The 20315-nt window shown below is 59.7% G+C and carries 17 protein-coding genes; 6 read left to right on the forward strand and 11 right to left on the reverse strand.

Translation table 11 applies throughout. The features are described 5' to 3' along the window. Positions 1–41 precede the first annotated feature (41 nt). The 3 genes from PSUM_RS12460 to PSUM_RS12470 form a co-directional block, all read right to left on the reverse strand. Complete coding sequence (locus tag PSUM_RS12460; RefSeq protein WP_083348321.1) at positions 42–851, reverse strand: putative RNA methyltransferase; 810 nt, start codon at positions 849–851, stop codon at positions 42–44. Further along, positions 851–2002: a succinyl-diaminopimelate desuccinylase gene (gene dapE / locus PSUM_RS12465; RefSeq protein WP_020799878.1), complete on the reverse strand. Its 1152-nt coding sequence runs from the start codon at positions 2000–2002 to the stop codon at positions 851–853. The genes PSUM_RS12460 and dapE overlap by 1 nt, the downstream gene beginning before the upstream one ends. 229 nt (positions 2003–2231) lie before the next feature. Next, positions 2232–4823: a glycosyltransferase gene (locus PSUM_RS12470; RefSeq protein WP_083348322.1), complete on the reverse strand. Its 2592-nt coding sequence runs from the start codon at positions 4821–4823 to the stop codon at positions 2232–2234. 216 nt (positions 4824–5039) lie between these two features. On the opposite strand from PSUM_RS12470, the gene tcdA reads away from it, so the two are divergent. Continuing rightward, positions 5040–5849 (forward strand): tRNA cyclic N6-threonylcarbamoyladenosine(37) synthase TcdA, encoded by an 810-nt coding sequence (tcdA, locus tag PSUM_RS12475; protein WP_020799876.1) that lies wholly within the window; start codon positions 5040–5042, stop codon positions 5847–5849. Between the two features lie 37 nt (positions 5850–5886). Here tcdA and PSUM_RS12480 read toward each other — a convergent pair whose 3' ends face one another. The 4 genes from PSUM_RS12480 to PSUM_RS12495 all read right to left on the reverse strand — a co-directional run bounded on the left by PSUM_RS12480 (position 5887) and on the right by PSUM_RS12495 (position 9064). Continuing rightward, positions 5887–6291 (reverse strand): SufE family protein, encoded by a 405-nt coding sequence (locus PSUM_RS12480; protein WP_020799875.1) that lies wholly within the window; start codon positions 6289–6291, stop codon positions 5887–5889. Continuing rightward, the gene (locus PSUM_RS12485) at positions 6288–7493 is read right to left on the reverse strand and encodes an aminotransferase class V-fold PLP-dependent enzyme (RefSeq protein ID WP_083348323.1); all 1206 of its coding nucleotides are present in this window, start codon (positions 7491–7493) and stop codon (positions 6288–6290) included. The genes PSUM_RS12480 and PSUM_RS12485 overlap by 4 nt, the downstream gene beginning before the upstream one ends. Before the next feature lie 141 nt (positions 7494–7634). Beyond that, positions 7635–8669: a 2,3,4,5-tetrahydropyridine-2,6-dicarboxylate N-succinyltransferase gene (gene dapD, locus PSUM_RS12490; RefSeq protein ID WP_083348324.1), complete on the reverse strand. Its 1035-nt coding sequence runs from the start codon at positions 8667–8669 to the stop codon at positions 7635–7637. Positions 8670–8701: 32 nt separating this feature from the next. Beyond that, the gene (locus PSUM_RS12495) at positions 8702–9064 is read right to left on the reverse strand and encodes an ArsC family reductase (RefSeq protein ID WP_008057297.1); all 363 of its coding nucleotides are present in this window, start codon (positions 9062–9064) and stop codon (positions 8702–8704) included. A gap of 197 nt (positions 9065–9261) precedes the next feature. Here PSUM_RS12495 and PSUM_RS12500 point away from each other — a divergent pair, with 197 nt between their 5' ends. Beyond that, positions 9262–10893: a Na+/H+ antiporter gene (locus PSUM_RS12500; protein ID WP_033042550.1), complete on the forward strand. Its 1632-nt coding sequence runs from the start codon at positions 9262–9264 to the stop codon at positions 10891–10893. 22 nt (positions 10894–10915) lie between these two features. Here PSUM_RS12500 and PSUM_RS12505 read toward each other — a convergent pair whose 3' ends face one another. The 4 genes from PSUM_RS12505 to map form a co-directional block, all read right to left on the reverse strand. After that, entirely contained in the window at positions 10916–11665 is a 750-nt protein-coding gene (locus tag PSUM_RS12505; RefSeq protein WP_020799869.1) for a M12 family metallopeptidase, read from the reverse strand. 167 nt (positions 11666–11832) lie between these two features. Beyond that, positions 11833–13035 (reverse strand): succinyldiaminopimelate transaminase, encoded by a 1203-nt coding sequence (dapC, locus tag PSUM_RS12510; RefSeq protein WP_020799868.1) that lies wholly within the window; start codon positions 13033–13035, stop codon positions 11833–11835. 79 nt (positions 13036–13114) lie between these two features. Beyond that, positions 13115–15817, reverse strand: a complete 2703-nt coding sequence (locus PSUM_RS12515) for a [protein-PII] uridylyltransferase (protein ID WP_033040572.1) — start codon at positions 15815–15817, stop codon at positions 13115–13117. A gap of 40 nt (positions 15818–15857) precedes the next feature. After that, complete coding sequence (map, locus tag PSUM_RS12520; RefSeq protein WP_020799866.1) at positions 15858–16640, reverse strand: type I methionyl aminopeptidase; 783 nt, start codon at positions 16638–16640, stop codon at positions 15858–15860. Positions 16641–17012: 372 nt separating this feature from the next. Here map and rpsB point away from each other — a divergent pair, with 372 nt between their 5' ends. From rpsB to frr, 4 genes are all read left to right on the forward strand, one after another. Further along, positions 17013–17750 (forward strand): 30S ribosomal protein S2, encoded by a 738-nt coding sequence (gene rpsB / locus PSUM_RS12525; protein WP_008057307.1) that lies wholly within the window; start codon positions 17013–17015, stop codon positions 17748–17750. A gap of 190 nt (positions 17751–17940) precedes the next feature. Then, complete coding sequence (tsf, locus tag PSUM_RS12530) at positions 17941–18804, forward strand: translation elongation factor Ts (protein WP_008019553.1); 864 nt, start codon at positions 17941–17943, stop codon at positions 18802–18804. Between the two features lie 211 nt (positions 18805–19015). Beyond that, complete coding sequence (pyrH, locus tag PSUM_RS12535; protein WP_003222124.1) at positions 19016–19759, forward strand: UMP kinase; 744 nt, start codon at positions 19016–19018, stop codon at positions 19757–19759. Then, positions 19756–20313: a ribosome recycling factor gene (gene frr, locus PSUM_RS12540; RefSeq protein ID WP_008057309.1), complete on the forward strand. Its 558-nt coding sequence runs from the start codon at positions 19756–19758 to the stop codon at positions 20311–20313. Before pyrH ends, frr begins: the two co-directional genes overlap by 4 nt. Positions 20314–20315 lie beyond the last annotated feature (2 nt).

Raw genomic sequence — 20315 nt, forward strand, 5'->3', positions numbered from 1 at the left:
GCCGGTCTTGAGCCGTTGCCCAAGACCAAAAATGGTTGAAGTTATTGAAGTACGAAGTAATCGTAGCGCATCGATACGGTGACTTCGAAAGGCTCGACCTGCTCAATGACTGCTGCCCGGCGCTCGGCACTGGCGCGCCAGCCGTGGGGGGTCATGGCCAACAGGTTCGCCCGGTCCTGACCACTGGCAAGCGTCAGTTTGAACGTCAGGGTTTCGCTGTGAGCCAGCGCCATGCCTTCAGGCACCAGATCCAGGTGCTTGTCGTCGATGTACTCGCGGACTTCGTCGTACAGCCGCTCACGCAGCTCCATCAGGTGGCCGCTGGTCGGACCGACTTTCATCAGGCCACCACCGGGGCTGAGCAGGCGCTTGGCTTCGTCCCAATCCAGCGGGCTGAAGACGCTGGCCAGGAACTGACAGCTGCCCGATGCCAGCGGCACGCGGGCCATGCTGGCGATCAACCAGGTGAGCTTGGGGTTGCGTTTGCAGGCGCGCTTGACCGCTTCCCGGGAAATGTCCAGGGCGTAGCCGTCGGCGTCCGGCAAGGCGTCGGCGATTTGCGCGGTGTAATAGCCCTCGCCACAACCGATATCGATCCAGCGCTGTGGCGCGTAACTTGCCGCCAGTTCCGCCAGGCGCTTGGCCACCGGCGCGTAATGGCCGGCGTTGAGGAAGTCGCGGCGGGCTTCGACCATCGCCTGGTTATCCCCAGGGTCGCGGCTGTTCTTGTGCTGCACCGGCAACAGGTTCAGGTAACCCTGGCGCGCACGGTCGAAACGATGCCCGGCGGGGCAGGCCGCGCCGTTGTCCACCGCGCTCAGCGGTTCACTGCAGATCGGGCAAGCGAGCATCAGGCGAGCAACTTGATCAGGGTCTGGTAGTAGATTTCGGTCAACACATCGAGGTCGGCCGCCAGCACGCGCTCGTTGACCTGGTGGATGGTCGCGTTGACCGGCCCCAACTCGACCACTTGCGTGCCCATGGTCGCAATGAAACGGCCGTCGGAAGTGCCACCGCTGGTGGAAGCCTGGGTTTCACGACCGGTGATGTCCTTGATGCTCGAGGACACGGCGTCGAGCAGCGCGCCCGGTTCGGTGAGGAACGGCAGGCCGGACAGTGCCCAGTCGATGTGCCAGTCCAGGGCATGCTTGTCGAGAATGTCGGCGACACGCTTTTGCAGGCCTTCGACGGTCGACTCGGTGGAGAAGCGGAAGTTGAATACGGCGACCAGGTCACCCGGGATGACGTTGGTCGCGCCGGTGCCGGAGTTGACGTTGGAAATCTGGAAACTGGTCGGCGGGAAGAAATCGTTGCCGTGGTCCCAATGCTCGGCGGCAAGTTCCGCCAGCGCTGGAGCGGCCAAGTGGATCGGGTTCTTGGCCAGGTGCGGGTAGGCCACGTGGCCCTGTACACCACGCACGGTCAGCTTGGCGCCGAGGGAACCGCGACGGCCGTTCTTGACCACGTCACCGACCAGGGTGGTGCTCGACGGTTCGCCGACGATGCACCAGTCCAGGCGCTCCTTGCGTGCGACCAGGCGTTCAATCACGGCCTTGGTGCCATGGTGCGCCGGGCCTTCTTCGTCGCTGGTGATCAGGAAGGCGACCTTGCCCTTGTGATCCGGGTAATCGGCGACGAAACGCTCGGCGGCCACGGTCATGGATGCCAGGCTGCCTTTCATGTCTGCCGCGCCACGGCCGCAGAGCATGCCGTGTTCGTCGATGACTGCGTTGAACGGATCGATTTGCCAGGCGGTCACGGGACCTGTCGGCACCACGTCGGTGTGACCGGCGAAGCAGAGTACCGGGCCGTCGTGTTTGCCGTGGGTGGCCCAGAAGTTATCCACATCTTCGATGCGCATCGGTTCCAGCATGAAACCGGCATCGCCCAGGCGCTGCATCATCTGCTTCTGGCAATCGGCGTCGACCGGCGTCACGGACGGACGGCGGATCAGGTCGATGGCGAGTTGAAGGGTCGGCGAAAGGTCGGCGTGGGCCGTCATGGGAAACTCCGGAAATCATGAATGTGGGCGCGGACCCACTGTGGGAGCGAGCCTGCTCGCGAAGGCGGCGTGTCAGTCAACATAAACGTTGATTGTTACAACGCCTTCGCGAGCAGGCTCGCTCCCACAGGGATCAGGTCCGGCCATTGGGCCGTAGCCCCTGCAAAATGGCGGTTATCTTAAAGCAAAACGGCGACCATTGGCCGCCGTTTAGTGCATCGGTGAAGATTTAGACCGCTGGCGCCGTTTCGGTTTCGGCGGTCGGCTTCGGCAGGGAGGAGAGGAACGCCATGATCAGCGCCGCCAGGTACGGCAGCGACTGTACCAGCAGCATGGTTACCCAGAAACGCATGTCGTTGCTCGGCATGCCGTTCACCAGGTAGATCCCCAGGGCCGCGCCCCACAACAGCAGCATGATGAACACCTCTTCGCGGGCCTCGGAAATCGCCACCCAGAAGCCGTGGTTATCGGCATTCTTAGGCGTGCGGAAGAACGGAATGCTGCTGGTGAAGAAACCGTACAACACCGCCTTGGCGATGGTGTGCGACAACGCAAGTCCCGCCAGTGCCGCGCAGAACGCATCCTTGAGGTTCACCCCCACCGCCCGTCGGTAGAGGAAGATGATCTTGCCGACCTTGAACACGAACAGCGCCAGGGGCGGGATCGCGAAAATCAGCAACGGCGGATCGACCCGCTGCGGCACGATGATCATCGCCGCCGACCACAACAGCGCGCCGACAGTGAAGAAGATGTTCATGCCATCGGCGACCCAGGGCAACCAGCCCGCAAGGAAGTGGTAGCGCTGGCCGCGGGTCAGCTCGGTGTCCTTGCCGCGCAGCAGGCTGCGGGTGTGACGCTTGATGATCTGGATCGCGCCATAGGCCCAGCGGAATCGCTGTTTCTTGAAGTCGATGAAGGTGTCGGGCATCAGGCCCTTGCCGTAGCTGTCGTGGTAATACGCCGCCGACAGGCCTTTTTCAAACACTCGCAGGCCAAGCTCGGCGTCTTCGCAGATGCACCAGTCGGCCCAGCCCAGTTCCTCGAGCACCGAGCGCCGGGTCATGGTCATGGTCCCGTGCTGGATGATCGCGTCACGGTCGTTACGGGTAACCATGCCGATGTGGAAGAAGCCTTTGTATTCCGCGTAGCAGAGCTTCTTGAAGGTGCTTTCGTTCTGGTCGCGGTAATCCTGCGGCGACTGCACCACGGCGATTTTCGGGTCGGCGAAGTGCGGCACCATGTGCTTGAGCCAGTTGGGGTGCACGCAGTAATCGGAGTCGATCACCGCGATCACTTCGGCATCCTTGGCGGTGTGGGGGATCAGGTAGTTCAGCGCACCGCCCTTGAAACCGGCCAAGGGTGCGACGTGGAAGAACTTGAAGCGTGGGCCGAGGGTTTCACAGTAGTCGCGCACGGGTTCCCAGACCGCCGGGTCCTTGGTGTTGTTGTCGATGATCAGGACTTCGAAGTCCGGATAGTCGAGATTGGCCAAGGCGTTGAGGGTCTCCTTGACCATCTCCGGAGGCTCGTTGTAGCACGGCACATGGATCGAGACTTTCGGTCGATAGTTTGAATCACCGACCACCGGCAGGAATTCCCGGCGCCGTTTGTGGATCCACACGGCTTCGGCCAGTTCGTGGGCCTCGGTCAGCAACACGATGAACACCCCGAGTGCACCAAGGGCGAGTAGGAAGCCCACCGTCAGGCTGAACCAGGTGCTGTATTGCTGGCTGTAGTCATAACCGATCCACACCAGCACCGAACCGCAAAGGAACGCGATAAAAGTCAGGAAGGTGCGACCACGTTGGCGCAGGGCCGAGCCGTCGATCATCAGCAGGGTCAGCGACAGCAGCGCCAATACCACCGAGCCAATGGCCAGCACGCGCCATTGCGGGATCGCGACCACCGGGCCTTCGAAGTTGAATTTCTGTTGGCGTGCGGCGTTGAACACACCCCAGTAGGCGCCTACCGAACCTTCGTCACTGGCCTTCCACGGCTGGTCGAACGCTTCGATCACGAAGTAGTTGAAGCCCTGGCGGTTGAGCTTGTTGACCAGGGTTCGCAGATAGATCGCCTGGTCTGCCGGCGACGCATCGGCGCCTCCGCGCATGCGGCCGTTGCTTGGCCAGCCCACTTCGGAAAGTAGCAGCGGTTTTTTCGGGAACATCTTTTTCAGGTCGCGGGCCCGGTCGAGGACGAACTGTCCCGCCTTGTCCATCGGGATGAACTCCCAGTAAGGCAGCACGTGCGCGGCAATCAGGTCGACGTGCTTGGCCAGTTCCGGGTGTTCTTCCCAGACGTGCCACTGTTCGGACGTAGTCACCGGCACCTTCACAGCGGCGCGGACGCGATCAAGGATCACACTCAGTTCGGCAGCGGTGATTTCCTTGCGGAAAATGGCTTCGTTACCTACAACGACGCGCACGACGCTGCGCGAAGAATTGGCGATTTCGATGGCACGGGTGATTTCCCGCTCGTTGCGTTCCTGGTCCGGGCTGATCCAGATCCCCAGTGTCACCCGCAGGCCAAACTCTTCCGCCAGCTTGGGAATGTTTTCCAGCGTACCGTCGACCGAGTAAGTACGGATGTTGTCCGTCAGCTTGCTCATTATCTCCAGGTCACGACGCATTTGATCGTCGGTTGGGTACTGCTCCTTCTGTGGGAATTGACCCTGCTGGAAAGGTGAGTACGAGAAGCCGGAGATCTGTTCGGGCCAGTTGGGAGCGGTTACCGGGCGATTGATCAGCGCCCAGAAACCGGTAAACAAGGCAGCGATGGCGAGCACCACCACCAGGTTGAGTCCAAATTTACGCGATGACATAGTTATTTCGGGTTCCAAAGACTGTGGAACGAAGGAACGGTCGGACCGCCAAGGGGGGCGAATCCTACACTAGGCATTCTCTGAACCTATAGCGGACAGGGAATTACCCGACATTGGGCAATTCACTTTCACATAAGTTCTTACACTAACCGCTCGAACCCTAAAATTTCGTGCGACGAAGCCCTATACTGCGCGCCGGTTTTTGAGGTGATGGTCATGAGTACAGAAGATCCGCGGTTTGCAGGCATCGCCCGTTTGTATGGCATCGAGGGCCTTGAGCGCCTGCGCGCGGCGCATGTGGCGATTGTTGGCGTCGGTGGCGTCGGCTCCTGGGCGGCGGAAGCCATGGCCCGTTGCGGTGTCGGCGAGATCTCGTTGTTCGACTTGGACGATGTCTGTGTCAGCAACGCCAACCGCCAGTTACACGCATTGGACAGCACCGTCGGCAAACCCAAGGTCGAAGTGATGGCCGAGCGCTTGCGCGGGATCAATCCCGATTGCACGGTGCACGCGGTGCCGGATTTCGTCACCCGCGAGACCATGGCCGAGTACATCACGCCGAACATCGATTGCGTGATCGACTGCATCGACAGCGTCAACGCCAAGGCGGCGCTGATTGCCTGGTGTAAGCGGCGCAAGATCCAGATCATCACCACCGGCGGTGCGGGCGGGCAGATCGATCCGACGCTGATCCAGGTCTGCGACCTCAACCGTACGTTCAATGATCCGCTGGCGTCGAAAGTGCGCTCCACCTTGCGCCGCGACTATGGCTTTTCGCGCACCGTGACCCGTCATTACAGCGTGCCGTGTGTGTTCTCCACCGAGCAACTGCGCTACCCGAAACCCGATGGCAGCATTTGCCTGCAGAAGAGTTTCGTCGGTGATGGTGTGAAGCTTGACTGCGCCGGTGGTTTTGGCGCTGTGATGATGGTGACGGCGACCTTCGGCATGGTCGCGGCGACCAAGGCGGTGGACAAGATCGTGGCGGGTGTGCGGCGGCCGGCGGAGCGCGTCAAACCTTCCTGACTCCGATCGTTCCCACGCAGAGCGTGGGAACGATCAGTCAGGCGGCGAGTTCACGCATCCGTTGTAAAACCGCATTCAAGCCATTGCTGCGCGACTGGGACAACTGGCGACCCAACCCCAGCTGATTGAACCAGTCCGCCAAGTCCACCTGCTGAAGCTCATTCGCCGACAACCCGTTGACCCGCGCCAGCAGCAACGCCACCAATCCGCGAATCAACCGTGCATCACTGTTGGCCCTGAACTGCCAGTGGCCATCCTTCAGTTCGCCCACCAGCCACACCTGGCTTTCGCAGCCGTGCACCCGGTTGGTGTCACACATTTCTACTTCGTTCAGTACGGGCAGGCGCTCGCCCCACTGCATCAGCAGGCGCGCCCGTTGTTCCCAGCCCGGCAGATCTTGAAAGGCTTGCAGCGCGTCCACGGCTTCAGCGGGAAGGCTCATCGCAATAACTCCAGTGCTTGATCCAGCGCTTCAAAGAACCGTTCCAGGTCTTCGGAGTCGTTGTACAGCGCCAACGACACCCGAATCGCTCCGGCCAGGTGCAGGCTTTTGAGCAGCGGCATGGCGCAGTGATGACCGGCGCGGACCGCAATGCCCTGTTCGGTCAGAAGGTGCGCCAGATCCGAGTTATGTACACCTTCGATGGTGAAGCTCGCCAGTGCCACTTGCGGCTTGCCCAACAGGCGGATGCCGTCACGCGCAGCGAGTCCCTTGAGCAGATAGTCATGCAGGGCCGATTCATGGGCGCAAGCGGCGTGCTGATCGAGCCCGGCAAGGTAATCCAGGCTTGCCCCCAGTCCAATGACGCTGGAAATCGGCGGCGTGCCGGCTTCGAATCCCAGCGGAGCAGGGCGGAAGCGGGCGTCATGATAGTTGGCATCCAGCACCATTTCGCCGCCGAACTGCCAGGGGCGTAGCTGTTGCAGCGCTTCATGGCGCCCAAACAACACGCCCAGGCCATCAGGGCCATAGAGCTTGTGGCTGGAAAATACATAGAAGTCGCACCCTAGCGCTTGCACGTCATGCCGACCATGGACCACGCCCTGGGCGCCATCGATCACGGTCAAGGCGTTATGCGCCTTGGCCAGCGCCAGCAGCGGGGGCAGGGGTTGCCAGGCGCCGATGACGTTGGACAGCTGGCTGACCGCTAGCAGCCGCGTGCGTGGGCCGATCAACCGTCCGGCAGCGTCAAGGTCGATCACACCGTCGGCATCCAGTGGCAGGATCACCAGTTTCAGCTCGCGGCGCTGCGCCAGTTGCTGCCACGGCAGCAGGTTGGCGTGATGTTCCAGGGCGCTGATGACAATCTCATCGCCTGGATTGAAAAGATGCTCCAAGCCATAGGCCAGGAGGTTCAGCGCGGACGTCGCACCGTGCGTGAAGATGATTTGCCCGCGGTCGCCGGCATTGAGCCATTGCGCGGCTTTGCGCCGACTGTCCTCGAATGCTTGGGTCGCATGGGCGCCGGGCAGGTGTTGTGCCCGATGCACGTTGGCCGCGCCGTTGGCGTAGTAATGCGCCAGGGCATCGAGCAGGGCTTGCGGTTTTTGCGTGGTGGCGGCGTTGTCCAGATAGGTCTGGCCTTGCCGTTGCAGGGCGGCGATGGCCGGAAAGTCGGCGCGCCAGGGGGAGAGAATCATCATGTTGTTCGGCCTTTACGCCTGACCCTTGTAGGAGCGAGCATGCTCGCGATGGACGCCTGGACGACACGGGGTGTCTGGTGCCCCGCGTTATCGTTGACGTTCATCGCGAGCATGCTCGCTCCTACAGGAATCGACTGACGCTTAGTTGTGAGCGTGCAGCGCTTCGTTCAATTCGATCGCCGATTTGTGGGTCTTGCACTCCACGGCACCGGTTTGCGAATTGCGACGGAACAGCAGGTCGGCCTGGCCGGCCAGCTCACGGGCCTTCACAACTTTCACCAGCTCGTTGTTCTCGTCCAGCAGCGCCACCTTGGTACCGGCAGTCACATACAGGCCCGACTCAACGGTGTTGCGGTCGCCCAACGGGATACCGATACCGGCGTTGGCGCCGATCAGGCAGCCTTCGCCAACCTTGATCACGATGTTGCCGCCACCCGAGAGAGTGCCCATGGTCGAACAGCCGCCGCCCAGGTCCGAACCCTTGCCGACGAATACGCCAGCGGAGACGCGGCCTTCGATCATGCCCGGGCCTTCGGTGCCGGCGTTGAAGTTGATGAAGCCTTCGTGCATTACGGTGGTGCCTTCGCCCACGTAGGCGCCCAGGCGCAGGCGCGCGGCGTCAGCGATACGCACACCGGCCGGTACGACGTAGTCGGTCATTTTCGGGAACTTGTCCACCGAGAACACTTCCAGCAGCTCGCCGCGCAGGCGGGCTTCAAGTTGATGCTCGGCCAGTTCGGACAGGTCGATGGCGCCCTGGCTGGTCCAGGCTACGTTTGGCAGCAGCGGGAACACGCCAGCCAGGTTCAGGCCGTGTGGCTTGACCAGGCGATGGGACAGCAGGTGCAGCTTGAGGTAGGCCTCAGGCGTGGAGGTCAGTTGTGCGTCTTCGGCCAGGACAGTGGCGACCAGCGGCTTGTGGCTCTCGGCCAGGCGGGTCAGCAGGGCGGCCTGGGCAGCGTCGACACCTTTCACGGCTTCAGCCAGTTGCGAAGCTTGCGCGGTGGTGAAGGTGATGGCCTGGTTGCCTTCGGTGTAGGCCAGGATCGGCGCAATGGCAGCGACCAGTTCGGCAGACGGGTTGAGCAATGGCTGTGCGTAGAACACTTCCAGCCAGGCGCCTTGACGGTTTTGGGTGCCGACACCAAAGGCCAGGCTGAACAGGGTAGTGGACATGTTGATACCTCTAGCAAATTGAAACGGGCTGCTTATTTGAGCGCGGCCGCGTAGATATCTGGCTTGAAGCCAATCAGGGTTCGGTCACCGAGATCGAGCACCGGGCGCTTGATCATCGAAGGTTGTGCGAGCATCAGTTCGATGGCTTTCGACTGGTCGAGATCGGCTTTGCGTTCGTCGTCGAGCTTGCGAAAGGTCGTGCCTGCACGGTTTAACACCACTTCCCAGCCGTGCTCGTTGCACCATTGGGTCAGGTGTTCACGATCGATACCGACCGCTTTGTAATCATGGAAGTCATAGCTGACAGCGTGTTCATCAAGCCAGGTGCGCGCCTTTTTCATGGTGTCACACGCCTTGATGCCGAAAAGGTGCAACGTTTTACTTGAAACGGTCAAGGAATCGCCCCCTTTACAGGTGTTGGAAATAAAAGGTGCCGGATTATGCCATGGCCGGATGGTTTCGCGGCGGCTGTAGGACAAAACCCCTGGGAATACAGTTGTGACAGGGTGCGACATAGGTGTAAGGGCAAGCGCACAGTCTAAGCGGCTAATATGGCACTTCAATGCTGTCGATTGTCCGGGAACCACGCTTTATGCAAACCGCCTACACCGTTCTGATTCTGTTGATGCTGGTAGGTGTTTCGCGCCTGCTCGGACGGGTGATCCCACTGCCGTTGCCGTTGGTGCAAATTGCCGCGGGTGCCTTGCTTGCCTGGCCGACCCTCGGCCTGCATGTGGCGCTGGATCCTGAATTGTTTCTGTTTCTGTTCCTGCCACCGTTGTTGTTTTCCGATGGCTGGCGCATGCCCAAACGTGAATTCTGGCGTTTGCGTGGACCGATCCTCACCCTGGCCGTGGGGTTGGTGCTGTTTACCGTGGTCGGTGCCGGGTATTTTATTCACTGGTTGCTGCCGACTATCCCGTTGCCGGTGGCGTTTGCATTGGCGGCGGTGCTGTCGCCCACGGACGCCGTGGCGGTGTCGGCGATCTCTCAGAATCGCTTGCCGACGCCCTTGATGCACATGCTGCAGGGCGAGGCGTTGATGAACGATGCCTCGGGTCTGGTGACGTTCAAGTTCGCCCTGGTGGCGGCAGTGACCGGGGCATTTTCGCTGGCCAACGCCAGTGTCACCTTTGTATTGGTGGCGGTCGGCGGCCTGGCCATTGGCGTGGCCTTGAGCTGGCTGGTAGGGCGCCTGCGCTCGTGGATGATCGCCCGTGGCTGGGATGACCCGGCCACCCACGTCGTCTTCATGTTGTTGCTGCCATTTGCCGCCTACGTGCTCGCCGAACGCGTGGGAGCGTCGGGCATTCTGTCGGCGGTAGCGGCGGGGATGATGCAAAGCTGGCTCGATCTGCTGCCGCGCCAGACCAACACGCGGTTGCTTAATCGCAGCGTCTGGTCACTGCTGGAGTTCGCCTTCAATGGCTTGATTTTCCTGCTGCTGGGCTTGCAGTTGCCGGACATCATCAAAGCCGTGGCCAGCCATGAAACTTCGCTGTGGCCGACGCTGTTTTATCGCTGTGTCGATGTGCTGGCGATTTTCCTGGTGCTGCTGGTGTTGCGGTTCGTCTGGGTGCAGAGCATCTGGCGCCTGTCCATTGTGCTGCGGCGCTGGCGCGGCAAGGATGAGATCACCCGGGTGCCGAGCGCGCGCTCCTGCTGGTTACTGACCGTTGGTGGCGTGCGCGGGGCGGTAACATTGGCGGGTGTGATGTCGGTGCCAATGTTCATGGGGGCAGAGGCATTTCCCGAGCGTGACCTGCTGATCTTCATCGCTGCCGGGGTGATTTTGCTGTCGTTGATCGCCGCGTGCGTGGCGTTGCCGTTGCTGCTGCGAGGCATCGAAAAAAGCCCGGACGACAAGCGCCGCAATGAAGTGCGCGACGCCTGGCGCAAAACCGCCGAAGCGGCCATTCATGCCCTCGAAACCGAAGAGGTCAACCCACAGGACGCCGCTCAAGCGGCGCTGGCGGTAGAACTCAAGGCGCGGATCATGTCCGAGTATCGGCATCAGCTTGAAGTATTCAATGACTCGGCCGAAGCCCAGGCACTGGCCTTTCAAATGGACTTGCTGGAACGGCGCCTGCGTTTGAAGGCCCTGCGAGCGCAGCGCCTGGAGTTGTATAGCCTTAGTCGTCATCACCAGATTGGGGATGACGTGTTGCGCGAGGTATTGGGTGAGCTGGACTTGAGTGAGGCTAAACTGGGGGCGGTAAAGTAAGCGGATTGTCGAGCTGGCGCGGTTATGGGTAAATCATGCGCACGGCCGCAATGTCGCCTTGGCTGATATGCAAGTTTAGAGGTTGATGCCAGTCACCCACGGTAAGTTCGTTGAGGACTTCATAGTGCATTACGGAATGCCGGTCATAGGGGGTGAAAGCCTGAAAGGCACTGCGCTCCAAGGGAAAGACATTGGCATCAACTTCAGCTCTGGTAAACGTACTGCTGATCATGTGGGCGTATGTTTTTTCTCGGTCCCAAGGTATCCCTGCATCTGGATGTTGATGCTCATGACCCAATCCGAGTGCATGCCCAAATTCATGAATAACCGTATATTCGAAATAGGGAGAGGAAAATTTGGTTCCCAGGGTCATGGACGGCGCTTGGGGGTCGCCGGTAATCGCGTCGGTACCGATTCTTGAACCGCCGCTATTATCGAACGAGGGTTGAAAGTCGATGCGAATGTCACCCAGGAATTCTTCCGAAGAAAAAATGTCTTGTTCATCCATTTCAATGAATTCGAAATTGAGATTGATGTACGGCAGCCATTTGCTTGCAGCGTTTTTTACCGCGGCAAAAGAGAGTTCATTGTATTCGAAGATCAGGATTCTCAGGGTTTTCCCTGGCTTCCAATATTTGGTGTGGTCGCTGATACTGCGCTTTTTACGATTGCCGTGAGTGACTCCGTTAGAGGGGTGCTCATTGATGGCGGCTTGATAAGAGGCAGCAGGGTCGGAAGTTGCAATGGTTTTGCAGCATTTAAGTTGATTCATTTGGTTGTGCTTAGTGGTCTGTGAGTGAGGCCTCAAATTAAAGGGTGGGTAGGGGGTTGTCTAGATTGTTAATTGTTCAGTTTGTTGCGCGTATAAGTTTAGTTTGTTGGGTGTGAAGTTGTTTAAGTTGGCCTGCACCGCGTTGCACGGTGCAGGGGAACTCATTGTTATTTACTGCGTGCATCAATGAAGTTGCGAATTCGCTCTGCGGCCTCTACACACTCCGCCAGCGGCGCAACCAATGCCATGCGCACGCGCCCGGCACCCGGATTGACGCCATCGACATCCCGCGACAGGTAGGAACCCGGCACGACGGTCACATGCTCCTGCTCGAACAGGTCGCGGCAGAAGGCTGCGTCGTCACCGGCCACATTCGGCCACAGGTAAAAACCGCCGTCCGGGCGTTGCACGTCCATCACCGGGCTGAGGATTTTCAGCACCGCGTCGTACTTCTCGCGATACAGCGCACGGTTGGCGCGCACATGCACTTCGTCGTTCCACGCGGCAACGCTGGCCAGTTGGGTTTGAACCGGCATCGCGCAGCCGTGATAAGTGCGGTAGAGCAGGAAGCCCTTGAGGACGTCAGCGTCACCGGCCACGAAGCCCGAACGCAGGCCTGGCAGGTTGGAGCGCTTGGACAGGCTGTGGAATACCACGCAGCGCTTGAAATCCTTGCGGCCCAGTTCCACGCAAGCGCTGAGTAGGCCTGGTGGCGGCGTCTGTTCGTCGAAATACAGCTCGCTGTAGCACTCGTCCGCGGCGATCACGAAGTCGTATTCGTCAGCCAGGGCGATCAGCTTTTTCAAGGTCTCGACCGGGATCAGCGCGCCGGTTGGGTTGCCCGGCGAGCACAGGAACAGGATCTGGCAGCGTTGCCAGATGTCCGGCGAAACGGCATCGAAATCCGGATTGAAGCCATTTTCGTCCAGGCACGGCAGGTAGTGCGGCTTGGCCCCGGCGAGGAACGCGGCGCCTTCATAGATCTGATAAAAGGGGTTCGGACTGACCACCAGCGCGTCGTCACTACGGTTGACCACGGTCTGGGTGAACGCGAACAGCGCTTCACGGGTGCCGTTGACTGGCAGCACGTTGCGCGCCGGGTCGATCCAGCCGCTCGGAACGCCGAAGCGGCGCTCGCACCAGGCGGCGATGGCTTCACGCAGGGCCGGGATGCCGAGGGTGGTCGGGTACACGGCCATCTGATCCAGGTTGCTGGCCAGGGCTTCGGCGACGAAGCTTGGCGAGCGGTGTTTCGGTTCGCCGATCGACAACGCGATAGGGCGTTTGTCCGGGTTTGGCGTGACGCTGCCGAGCAGGGCGCGGAGCTTCTCGAACGGGTAGGGCTGGAGCTGGGTCAGAGCGTTGTTCATCGATGGATCTCGTTCAATGTGAAGACCTGCACTCTGTAGGAGCCAGCAAGCCGGCTCCTACAGAGGGGAGATACTTAATTCAAATGCTGATGCGCGACAGTTTGATATCGGGTTCCTGGTTGACGCTCAACTGTTCGACGATTGCATCCTGCAAGCGACTGCACAACAACGGGTCGGACAACGGTTGGTTGTTCGCGTCGGTGATGAAGAACACGTCTTCCACGCGCTCCCCGAGGGTGGCGATCTTGGCGTTCTGCAGCGACAGGTCGAACTCCAGGAAGATCGTGCCGACCCGTGCCAGCAGGCCAGGGCGATCAGGGGCAGTCAGTTCCAGGACGGTCACCGGGCGCTGGGCGTCGTTGTGGATCGTCACCTGTGGTGCGAAGGCGAAATGCTTGAGCTGGCGCGGCACTCGGCGCTGGATGATGGTCGGGTAATTGTCCGGATTGCGCAGGGCTTCGGTCAGGCCGTCACGGATCTGCTTGACCCGTGCCGGATTATCACCGATCGAGTCGCCATCGGTATCGAGCACAATATAGGTGTCGAGGGTGAACTGGCTGCTGGAGGTGATGACCCGGGCGTCATGGATGTTCAGGTTGAGCTGGTCCATCGCGGCCACGGTTACGGCGAAGAAATCGTGCTGGTCCGGCGCGTAGATGAAGATTTGCGTGCCGCCCTCGAACTCGCGTTGAGTGGTTTCCTTGATCAGTACCAGCGGCCCGCCGTCGGCCGGCTGCTGGAGGATCGCATCGCTGTGCCAGGCGACATCGCCGGCGGTGTGGCGCAGGAAATAGTCGTCCCCCAGTTGCGCCCACAACTGCTCGACATCGTCCGGGTCGGTGCCGCCGCGCACCAGGATGTCCAGTGCGGCGCTCTGGGTCTGGCGGATCTGTTCTTCGCGGTCCACCGGGTTTTCCAGGCCGCGACGCAGGGCGCGCTTGGTTTCGGTGTAGAGCTGGCGCAGCAGGCTGGCCCGCCAGGAGTTCCACAGGGTCGGGTTGGTGGCGTTGATGTCGGCGACCGTCAGCACATACAGGTAATCGAGGCGTGTTTCATCGCCCACTGTCTGGGCGAAATCATGGATCACCTGGGGATCGGACAAATCCTTGCGCTGGGCCGTGGTCGACATCATCAGATGGTTTTGCACCAGCCAGACGATCAGGCGGCTGTCCCATACCGGCAGCTGATGGCGCTGGCAGAAGGCCTCGGCGTCCACCGCGCCGATGTCCGAGTGATCGCCATGCCGGCCCTTGCCGATGTCGTGGTACAGGCCGGCGAGATAGATCAGTTCAGGCTTGGGCAACTTGGCCATGAGCTTGCTGGCCAACGGGAATTTTTCCGAAACCTGGGTGTACTGCAACTTACGCAGGTGCTTGATCAGGTTCAGGGTGTGGGCGTCAACCGTATAGATGTGGAAAAGGTCGTGCTGCATCTGGCCGACGATGAAACCGAATTCCGGCAGATAACGCCCGAGAATGCCGTAGCGGTTCATCCGGCGCAGGTTGCGGTGGATGCCGATCTTGCATTTGAACAGCTCGATGAACAGGCTGGTGTTGCGTATGTCGTTGCGGAAATCGTCGTTGATCAGGTGCCGGTTTTCGCGCAGCAGGCGAATGGTATCGGCGCGCACACCCTTGATTTCCGGTTGCTGGGCCATCAGCACGAAGATTTCGAGCATGGCGAACGGCGTGCGGCGGAACACATTGTCGTTACGCGCCTCGATGTAGCCGTCGTGCAACTGGAATCGTGAGTTGACCGGTTGTGGCGGTGTCGCATCCTCAGGCGCGAGGATGACTTCCTCGAAGTGCTGGATGATCAGGTCGCTGAGCTGGGCAATGCTCATGACCACGCGGAAATACTGTTGCATGAAGTTCTCGACGGCTTGCTTGGCGTCGTCCCCTTCAAATCCCAGCAGCCCGGCAATGGTGCGTTGGTGATCGAACAGCAGGCGGTCTTCGGAGCGTCCGGCGAGCATGTGCAGCGCATAACGCACCTTCCACAGGAACTCCTGGGAGGAGGCCAGCAAGGCGTTTTCGCTTTCGACCAGGAAACCTTCGCCGGCCAGTGCCCGCAGGTTCAGGGTGCCGTACTCGCGACGGGCCACCCAGAGAATCGTCTGGATATCCCGCAGGCCGCCGGGCGAGCCCTTGACGTTGGGTTCCAGGTTGTACTCGGTGTCGTTGTACTTGTGGTGACGGGCTTTCTGCTCGGCGCGCTTGGCCAGGAAGAACTCCTTGCTCGGCCACATGTGTGCGGTGCTGGTGACGTCCAGCATGCGCTGGCGCAGGTGTTCGGGGCCGCAGATGGTGCGGCTTTCCATCAGGTTGGTGACAACCGTGAGGTCAGCGCGGGCCTCGACGGCGCACTCGTCAACCGAGCGAACGCTCTGGCCGACTTCCAGGCCAATGTCCCACAGCAGGGTCAGGAAGCGCTCGATGGGCTCGCGGAAAACTTCGTGGTCCGCACTGTCCAGCAGGATCAGCAGGTCGATATCGGAATAAGGATGCAATTCGCCACGACCGTAGCCGCCGACCGCGACCAGCGCGATGTCGGCGTCTTCGCTCCAGCTGAATTGCTCCCAGGCCTTTTGCAGGATGTTATCGACGAACCAGGCACGGTCCTCGATCAAGCGGCGAATCTCCCGGCCACTGCGAAAGCGCCCGTCGAGCACCTCGCGAGCCTGGCGGATCGCCTTCTTGAAGGCCGGGATCGGGCTGGCCTTCAGGGCCAGTTCAGCCTGGAACTGGCCGCGATCGAAGAGTTCTGGATCCACCTGCGGCATCGATTGCTTTCCTTTCTATAGGCTGGATACGGTGACGGGATCAGGCCGAAACGCGAGGGATGGTGTCATCGCTGCGCAGGGTGAAGATCTCGTAGCCGGTTTCGGTTACCAGCAAGGTGTGTTCCCACTGTGCCGACAGCTTGCGGTCCTTGGTGATCGCGGTCCAGCCATCGCCCAGTACCTTGGTGTCGGCGCGGCCCTGGTTGATCATTGGCTCGATGGTGAAGGTCATGCCAGCCTTCAGTTCCATGCCGGTACCGGCACGGCCGTAGTGCAGGATCTGCGGCTCTTCATGGAACACCTTGCCGATGCCGTGGCCGCAGAACTCGCGAACCACCGAAAAGCCGTTCTTCTCGGCGTGCTTCTGGATGATTTCACCGATGTCGCCCAGGCGGCACCCCGGCTTGACGATTTCAATCGCCTTGTACATGCATTCCTGGGTCACTTGCGACAGGCGCTCAGCCCAGACCGGCACGTTGCCGACGTGGAACATGCGGCTGGTGTCGCCGTGGTAGCCGTCCTTGATGACCGTGACGTCGATGTTCAGGGTGTCGCCATCCTTGAGCGGCTTGTCGTTCGGGATGCCGTGGCAGACCACATGGTTGATCGAGGTGCAGATCGACTTCGGATAGCCCTTGTAGTTCAGCGGGGCAGGGATGGCCTTCTGCTCGTTGACGATATAGTCGTGACAGATCTGGTTCAGTTGATCGGTGGTGACGCCCGGTTTGACATATTCGGCAATCATTTCCAGCACGTCGGCGGCCAGTTTGCCGGCGACACGCATGCCAGCGATGTCCTCTGGGGTTTTGAGGGTGACGGTCATACAGGCTCTCTCTACGCTCGATGGCGCTTTCCAGACGAAAAGGGCATTGCGCGATCGATCTTCGCAGCCCTGAAAAACGCGATTCTAACAGACGATCAACGCAAATCCGCGGCTCTGTAGATCGCTTCTCTCTATAGAATGGTGCATTCTGGGCCGATTCCAAGGGATGGTGTTGTGCATTCGCCTCGATTTCAGAATCCGGGTTCCGTTTTTTCCTGCCTTGTGATATAAAATGCGCCGCTTTCCGGGGATGCCCCGAAAAGCTTAAATCCACACACGTGTCGACACGATGACCTGGGTGCCGCAAGCGAAATGCTGGTGGTTGGTCATTGGGATACGTGGAGGCCAAACCCGACTTATTAAGGAACTATCATGTCCCAAGTCAACATGCGCGATATGCTGAAGGCCGGTGTGCACTTCGGTCACCAGACCCGTTACTGGAACCCGAAAATGGGTAAATACATTTTCGGCGCGCGTAACAAGATTCACATTATCAACCTTGAAAAAACCCTGCCAATGTTCAACGAAGCTCTGACTTTCGTAGAGCGCCTGGCCCAGGGCAAAAACAAGATTCTGTTCGTCGGCACCAAGCGTTCCGCTGGCAAGATCGTTGCTGAAGAAGCAGCACGTTGCGGTTCGCCGTACGTCGATCACCGCTGGTTGGGCGGCATGCTGACCAACTTCAAGACCATCCGTGCTTCCATCAAGCGTCTGCGTGACCTTGAAGTACAAGCCGAAGACGGTACTTTCGCCAAGCTGACCAAGAAAGAAGCGCTGATGCGCTCCCGTGACCTGGAAAAGCTGGATCGTTCCCTGGGTGGTATCAAGGACATGGGCGGTCTGCCAGACGCTCTGTTCGTTATCGACGTTGATCACGAGCGCATCGCGATCACCGAAGCCAACAAGCTGGGCATCCCGGTTATCGGCGTAGTCGATACCAACAGCAGCCCGGAAGGCGTTGACTACATCATCCCAGGCAACGATGACGCAATCCGCGCTATCCAGCTGTACATGGGTTCGATGGCTGACGCTGTTATCCGTGGTCGCAACAACGTTGCTGGCGGCACCGAAGTTTTCGTTGAAGAAGCTCCGGCAGCTGCAGCTGAGTAATTGACGCCCTGGCGTTGACTCAGTAAGCAAAAAGGGGGCTTGGCCCCCTTTTTGCCACCTCGAAAACCGTTTGTCGGCGCCCACTGCTCTATCTGTAACGTGCGGCAGCTAACAAGGGTGGTTCGGGAAGAATTGAACGCCCGTTCGATCGGGTGGAATGGTTGATAACCTATCCAAGAGGAATTTTGAAATGGCAGAGATTACTGCAGCGTTGGTCAAAGAACTGCGCGAGCGTACCGGCGAAGGCATGATGGATTGCAAAAAGGCCTTGACCAAGGCCGGCGGCGACATCGAGAAAGCCATTGATGACATGCGTGCTTCGGGCGCCATCAAGGCTGCCAAGAAAGCGGGCAACGTTGCCGCTGAAGGCGCAATCGCCATCAAGGCCGACGACAAGTCCGCCGTACTGCTGGAAGTGAACTCGCAGACCGACTTCCTGGCCCTGCAAGACGACTTCAAGAACTTCGTTGCTGCCAGCGTAGAAAAAGCCTTCGCTGAAAAACTGACCGACGCAGCTCCGCTGATCGCCGCTCAGGAATCGGCTCGTGAAGCCCTGGTGGCGAAAGTTGGCGAAAACGTCAACATCCGTCGCCTGGTTCGCGTTGAAGGTGACGTGGTGGGTACTTACCTGCACGGTAACAAGATCGGTGTTGCTGTTGTTCTCAAGGGCGGCGATGTTCAGCTGGCCAAAGAGATCGCCATGCACGTGGCGGCAAGCAACCCTGAATTCCTGCTGCCATCGCAGGTTTCTGCCGAAGCCATCGAGCGCGAGAAAGCTGTATTCCTGCAGCTGAACGAAGACAAGATGAAAGGCAAGCCTGCTGAAATCGTCGAGAAGATGATTGCTGGCCGTATCACCAAGTTCCTGGCTGAAGCCAGCCTGGTTGAGCAAGCTTTCGTAATGAACCCAGAGCTCACCGTGGGTGCCCTGGCCAAGAAAGCTGGCGCTGAAATCGTTTCCTTCACCTACTTCAAAGTCGGCGAAGGCATCGAGAAGCCAGTGGACAACTTCGCTGAAGAAGTTGCCGCACAGCTGGCTGCCGCCAAGCAATAAGACAGTTTTTTTAACTGTCGCCCTGAAGAGGCTGCCCGCTCACGCGCGCAGCCTCTTTTCAGATGGGTAACCAATTTTTATTGGTTTCCGTTTGGAACTGGCTTACAAAGCCATGTTCCGATGGCGCTGAAGCAGCGCCACGCTAGAGTGAACGCCAGCTGAAAACAGCTCGCAAAGAATTTTTTAAAATACGCCGCAGGAGAGATTCGCAATGGCTCAGCAGGGCAGTGGTTATCAGGCTCGCTATAAACGCATTCTACTCAAGCTTAGCGGCGAGGCCCTGATGGGCTCGGAAGAGTTCGGGATCGATCCGAAAGTTCTGGATCGCATGGCGCTGGAAGTCGGCCAGTTGGTTGGCATCGGTGTCCAGGTCGGCCTGGTGATCGGCGGCGGTAACCTGTTCCGCGGCGAAGCGTTGAGCAAGGCGGGCATGGACCGGGTCACGGGCGACCACATGGGCATGCTGGCCACTGTGATGAACGCCTTGGCCATGCGCGATGCGCTGGAACGTGCCAATATCTCGGCCATCGTGATGTCGGCCATCTCCATGGTTGGCGTGACCGATCACTACGATCGCCGCAAGGCCATGCGCCACTTGAATTCCAAGGATGTGGTGATTTTCGCGGCCGGCACCGGCAACCCGTTCTTCACCACGGATTCGGCTGCCTGCCTGCGTGCAATTGAAATCGACGCCGATGTCGTGCTCAAGGCAACCAAGGTCGATGGCGTCTACACCGCTGACCCATTCAAAGACCCGCATGCCGAGAAGTTCGATCATCTGACCTACGATGAAGTACTGGATCGCAAGCTGGGCGTGATGGATCTGACGGCCATTTGCCTGTGCCGCGACCACAAGATGCCGTTGCGCGTATTTAACATGAACAAGCCCGGCGCCCTGCTGAATATCGTGCATGGTGGCGCTGAAGGGACCCTGATCGAGGAAGGCCAACAATGATCAACGAAATCAAGAAAGACGCTCAAGAGCGCATGCAGAAGTCCGTGGAGTCGCTGGCGCACAACTTTGGTCGTATTCGTACCGGCCAGGCGCACCCAAGCATCCTGGAAGGTGTGATGGTTCCGTATTACGGTGCCGATACCCCGATCAAGCAAGTGGCGAACATCACCGTCAAGGATGCGCGTACCCTGCAAGTGGTTGCCTTTGAGCGCAACATGCTGGGCGCCGTCGACAAGGCCATCGGCAGTGCCGGCCTGAACCTCAACCCGACCAACCTGGGTGAGTTGCTGCTGATCTCCATGCCGGCCCTGACCGAGGAAACCCGCAAGGGCTTCACCAAGCAGGCGCGTGACGTGGCTGAGGATGCCCGGGTTGCCGTGCGCAACATCCGTCGCGACGCCAACAGCCAGCTCAAGGATCTGGTCAAGGAAAAGGAAATCAGCGAAGACGAAGAGCGTCGCGCAACTGGCGAAATCGATGATCTGACCAAGAAGTACGTGGCTCAAATCGACGCGAACCTGGCGCAGAAAGAAAAAGACCTGATGGCCGTATAAGG

The organism is Pseudomonas umsongensis, from assembly GCF_002236105.1.
GTDB classification, from domain to species: Bacteria; Pseudomonadota; Gammaproteobacteria; order Pseudomonadales; family Pseudomonadaceae; genus Aquipseudomonas; species Aquipseudomonas umsongensis.

Coding starts and splice junctions, on each gene's coding strand:
- dapC (WP_020799868.1), bottom strand. CDS start 13,035: ATGAACAACGCTCTGACCCAGCTCCAGCCCTACCCGTTCGAGAAGCTC.
- frr (WP_008057309.1), top strand. CDS start 19,756: ATGATCAACGAAATCAAGAAAGACGCTCAAGAGCGCATGCAGAAGTCC.
- PSUM_RS12515 (WP_033040572.1), bottom strand. CDS start 15,817: ATGCCGCAGGTGGATCCAGAACTCTTCGATCGCGGCCAGTTCCAGGCT.
- dapD (WP_083348324.1), bottom strand. CDS start 8,669: ATGTCCACTACCCTGTTCAGCCTGGCCTTTGGTGTCGGCACCCAAAAC.
- tcdA (WP_020799876.1), top strand. CDS start 5,040: ATGAGTACAGAAGATCCGCGGTTTGCAGGCATCGCCCGTTTGTATGGC.
- PSUM_RS12470 (WP_083348322.1), bottom strand. CDS start 4,823: ATGTCATCGCGTAAATTTGGACTCAACCTGGTGGTGGTGCTCGCCATC.
- rpsB (WP_008057307.1), top strand. CDS start 17,013: ATGTCCCAAGTCAACATGCGCGATATGCTGAAGGCCGGTGTGCACTTC.
- PSUM_RS12500 (WP_033042550.1), top strand. CDS start 9,262: ATGCAAACCGCCTACACCGTTCTGATTCTGTTGATGCTGGTAGGTGTT.
- PSUM_RS12485 (WP_083348323.1), bottom strand. CDS start 7,493: ATGATGATTCTCTCCCCCTGGCGCGCCGACTTTCCGGCCATCGCCGCC.
- pyrH (WP_003222124.1), top strand. CDS start 19,016: ATGGCTCAGCAGGGCAGTGGTTATCAGGCTCGCTATAAACGCATTCTA.
- map (WP_020799866.1), bottom strand. CDS start 16,640: ATGACCGTCACCCTCAAAACCCCAGAGGACATCGCTGGCATGCGTGTC.
- PSUM_RS12480 (WP_020799875.1), bottom strand. CDS start 6,291: ATGAGCCTTCCCGCTGAAGCCGTGGACGCGCTGCAAGCCTTTCAAGAT.
- PSUM_RS12460 (WP_083348321.1), bottom strand. CDS start 851: ATGCTCGCTTGCCCGATCTGCAGTGAACCGCTGAGCGCGGTGGACAAC.
- tsf (WP_008019553.1), top strand. CDS start 17,941: ATGGCAGAGATTACTGCAGCGTTGGTCAAAGAACTGCGCGAGCGTACC.
- PSUM_RS12505 (WP_020799869.1), bottom strand. CDS start 11,665: ATGAATCAACTTAAATGCTGCAAAACCATTGCAACTTCCGACCCTGCT.
- dapE (WP_020799878.1), bottom strand. CDS start 2,002: ATGACGGCCCACGCCGACCTTTCGCCGACCCTTCAACTCGCCATCGAC.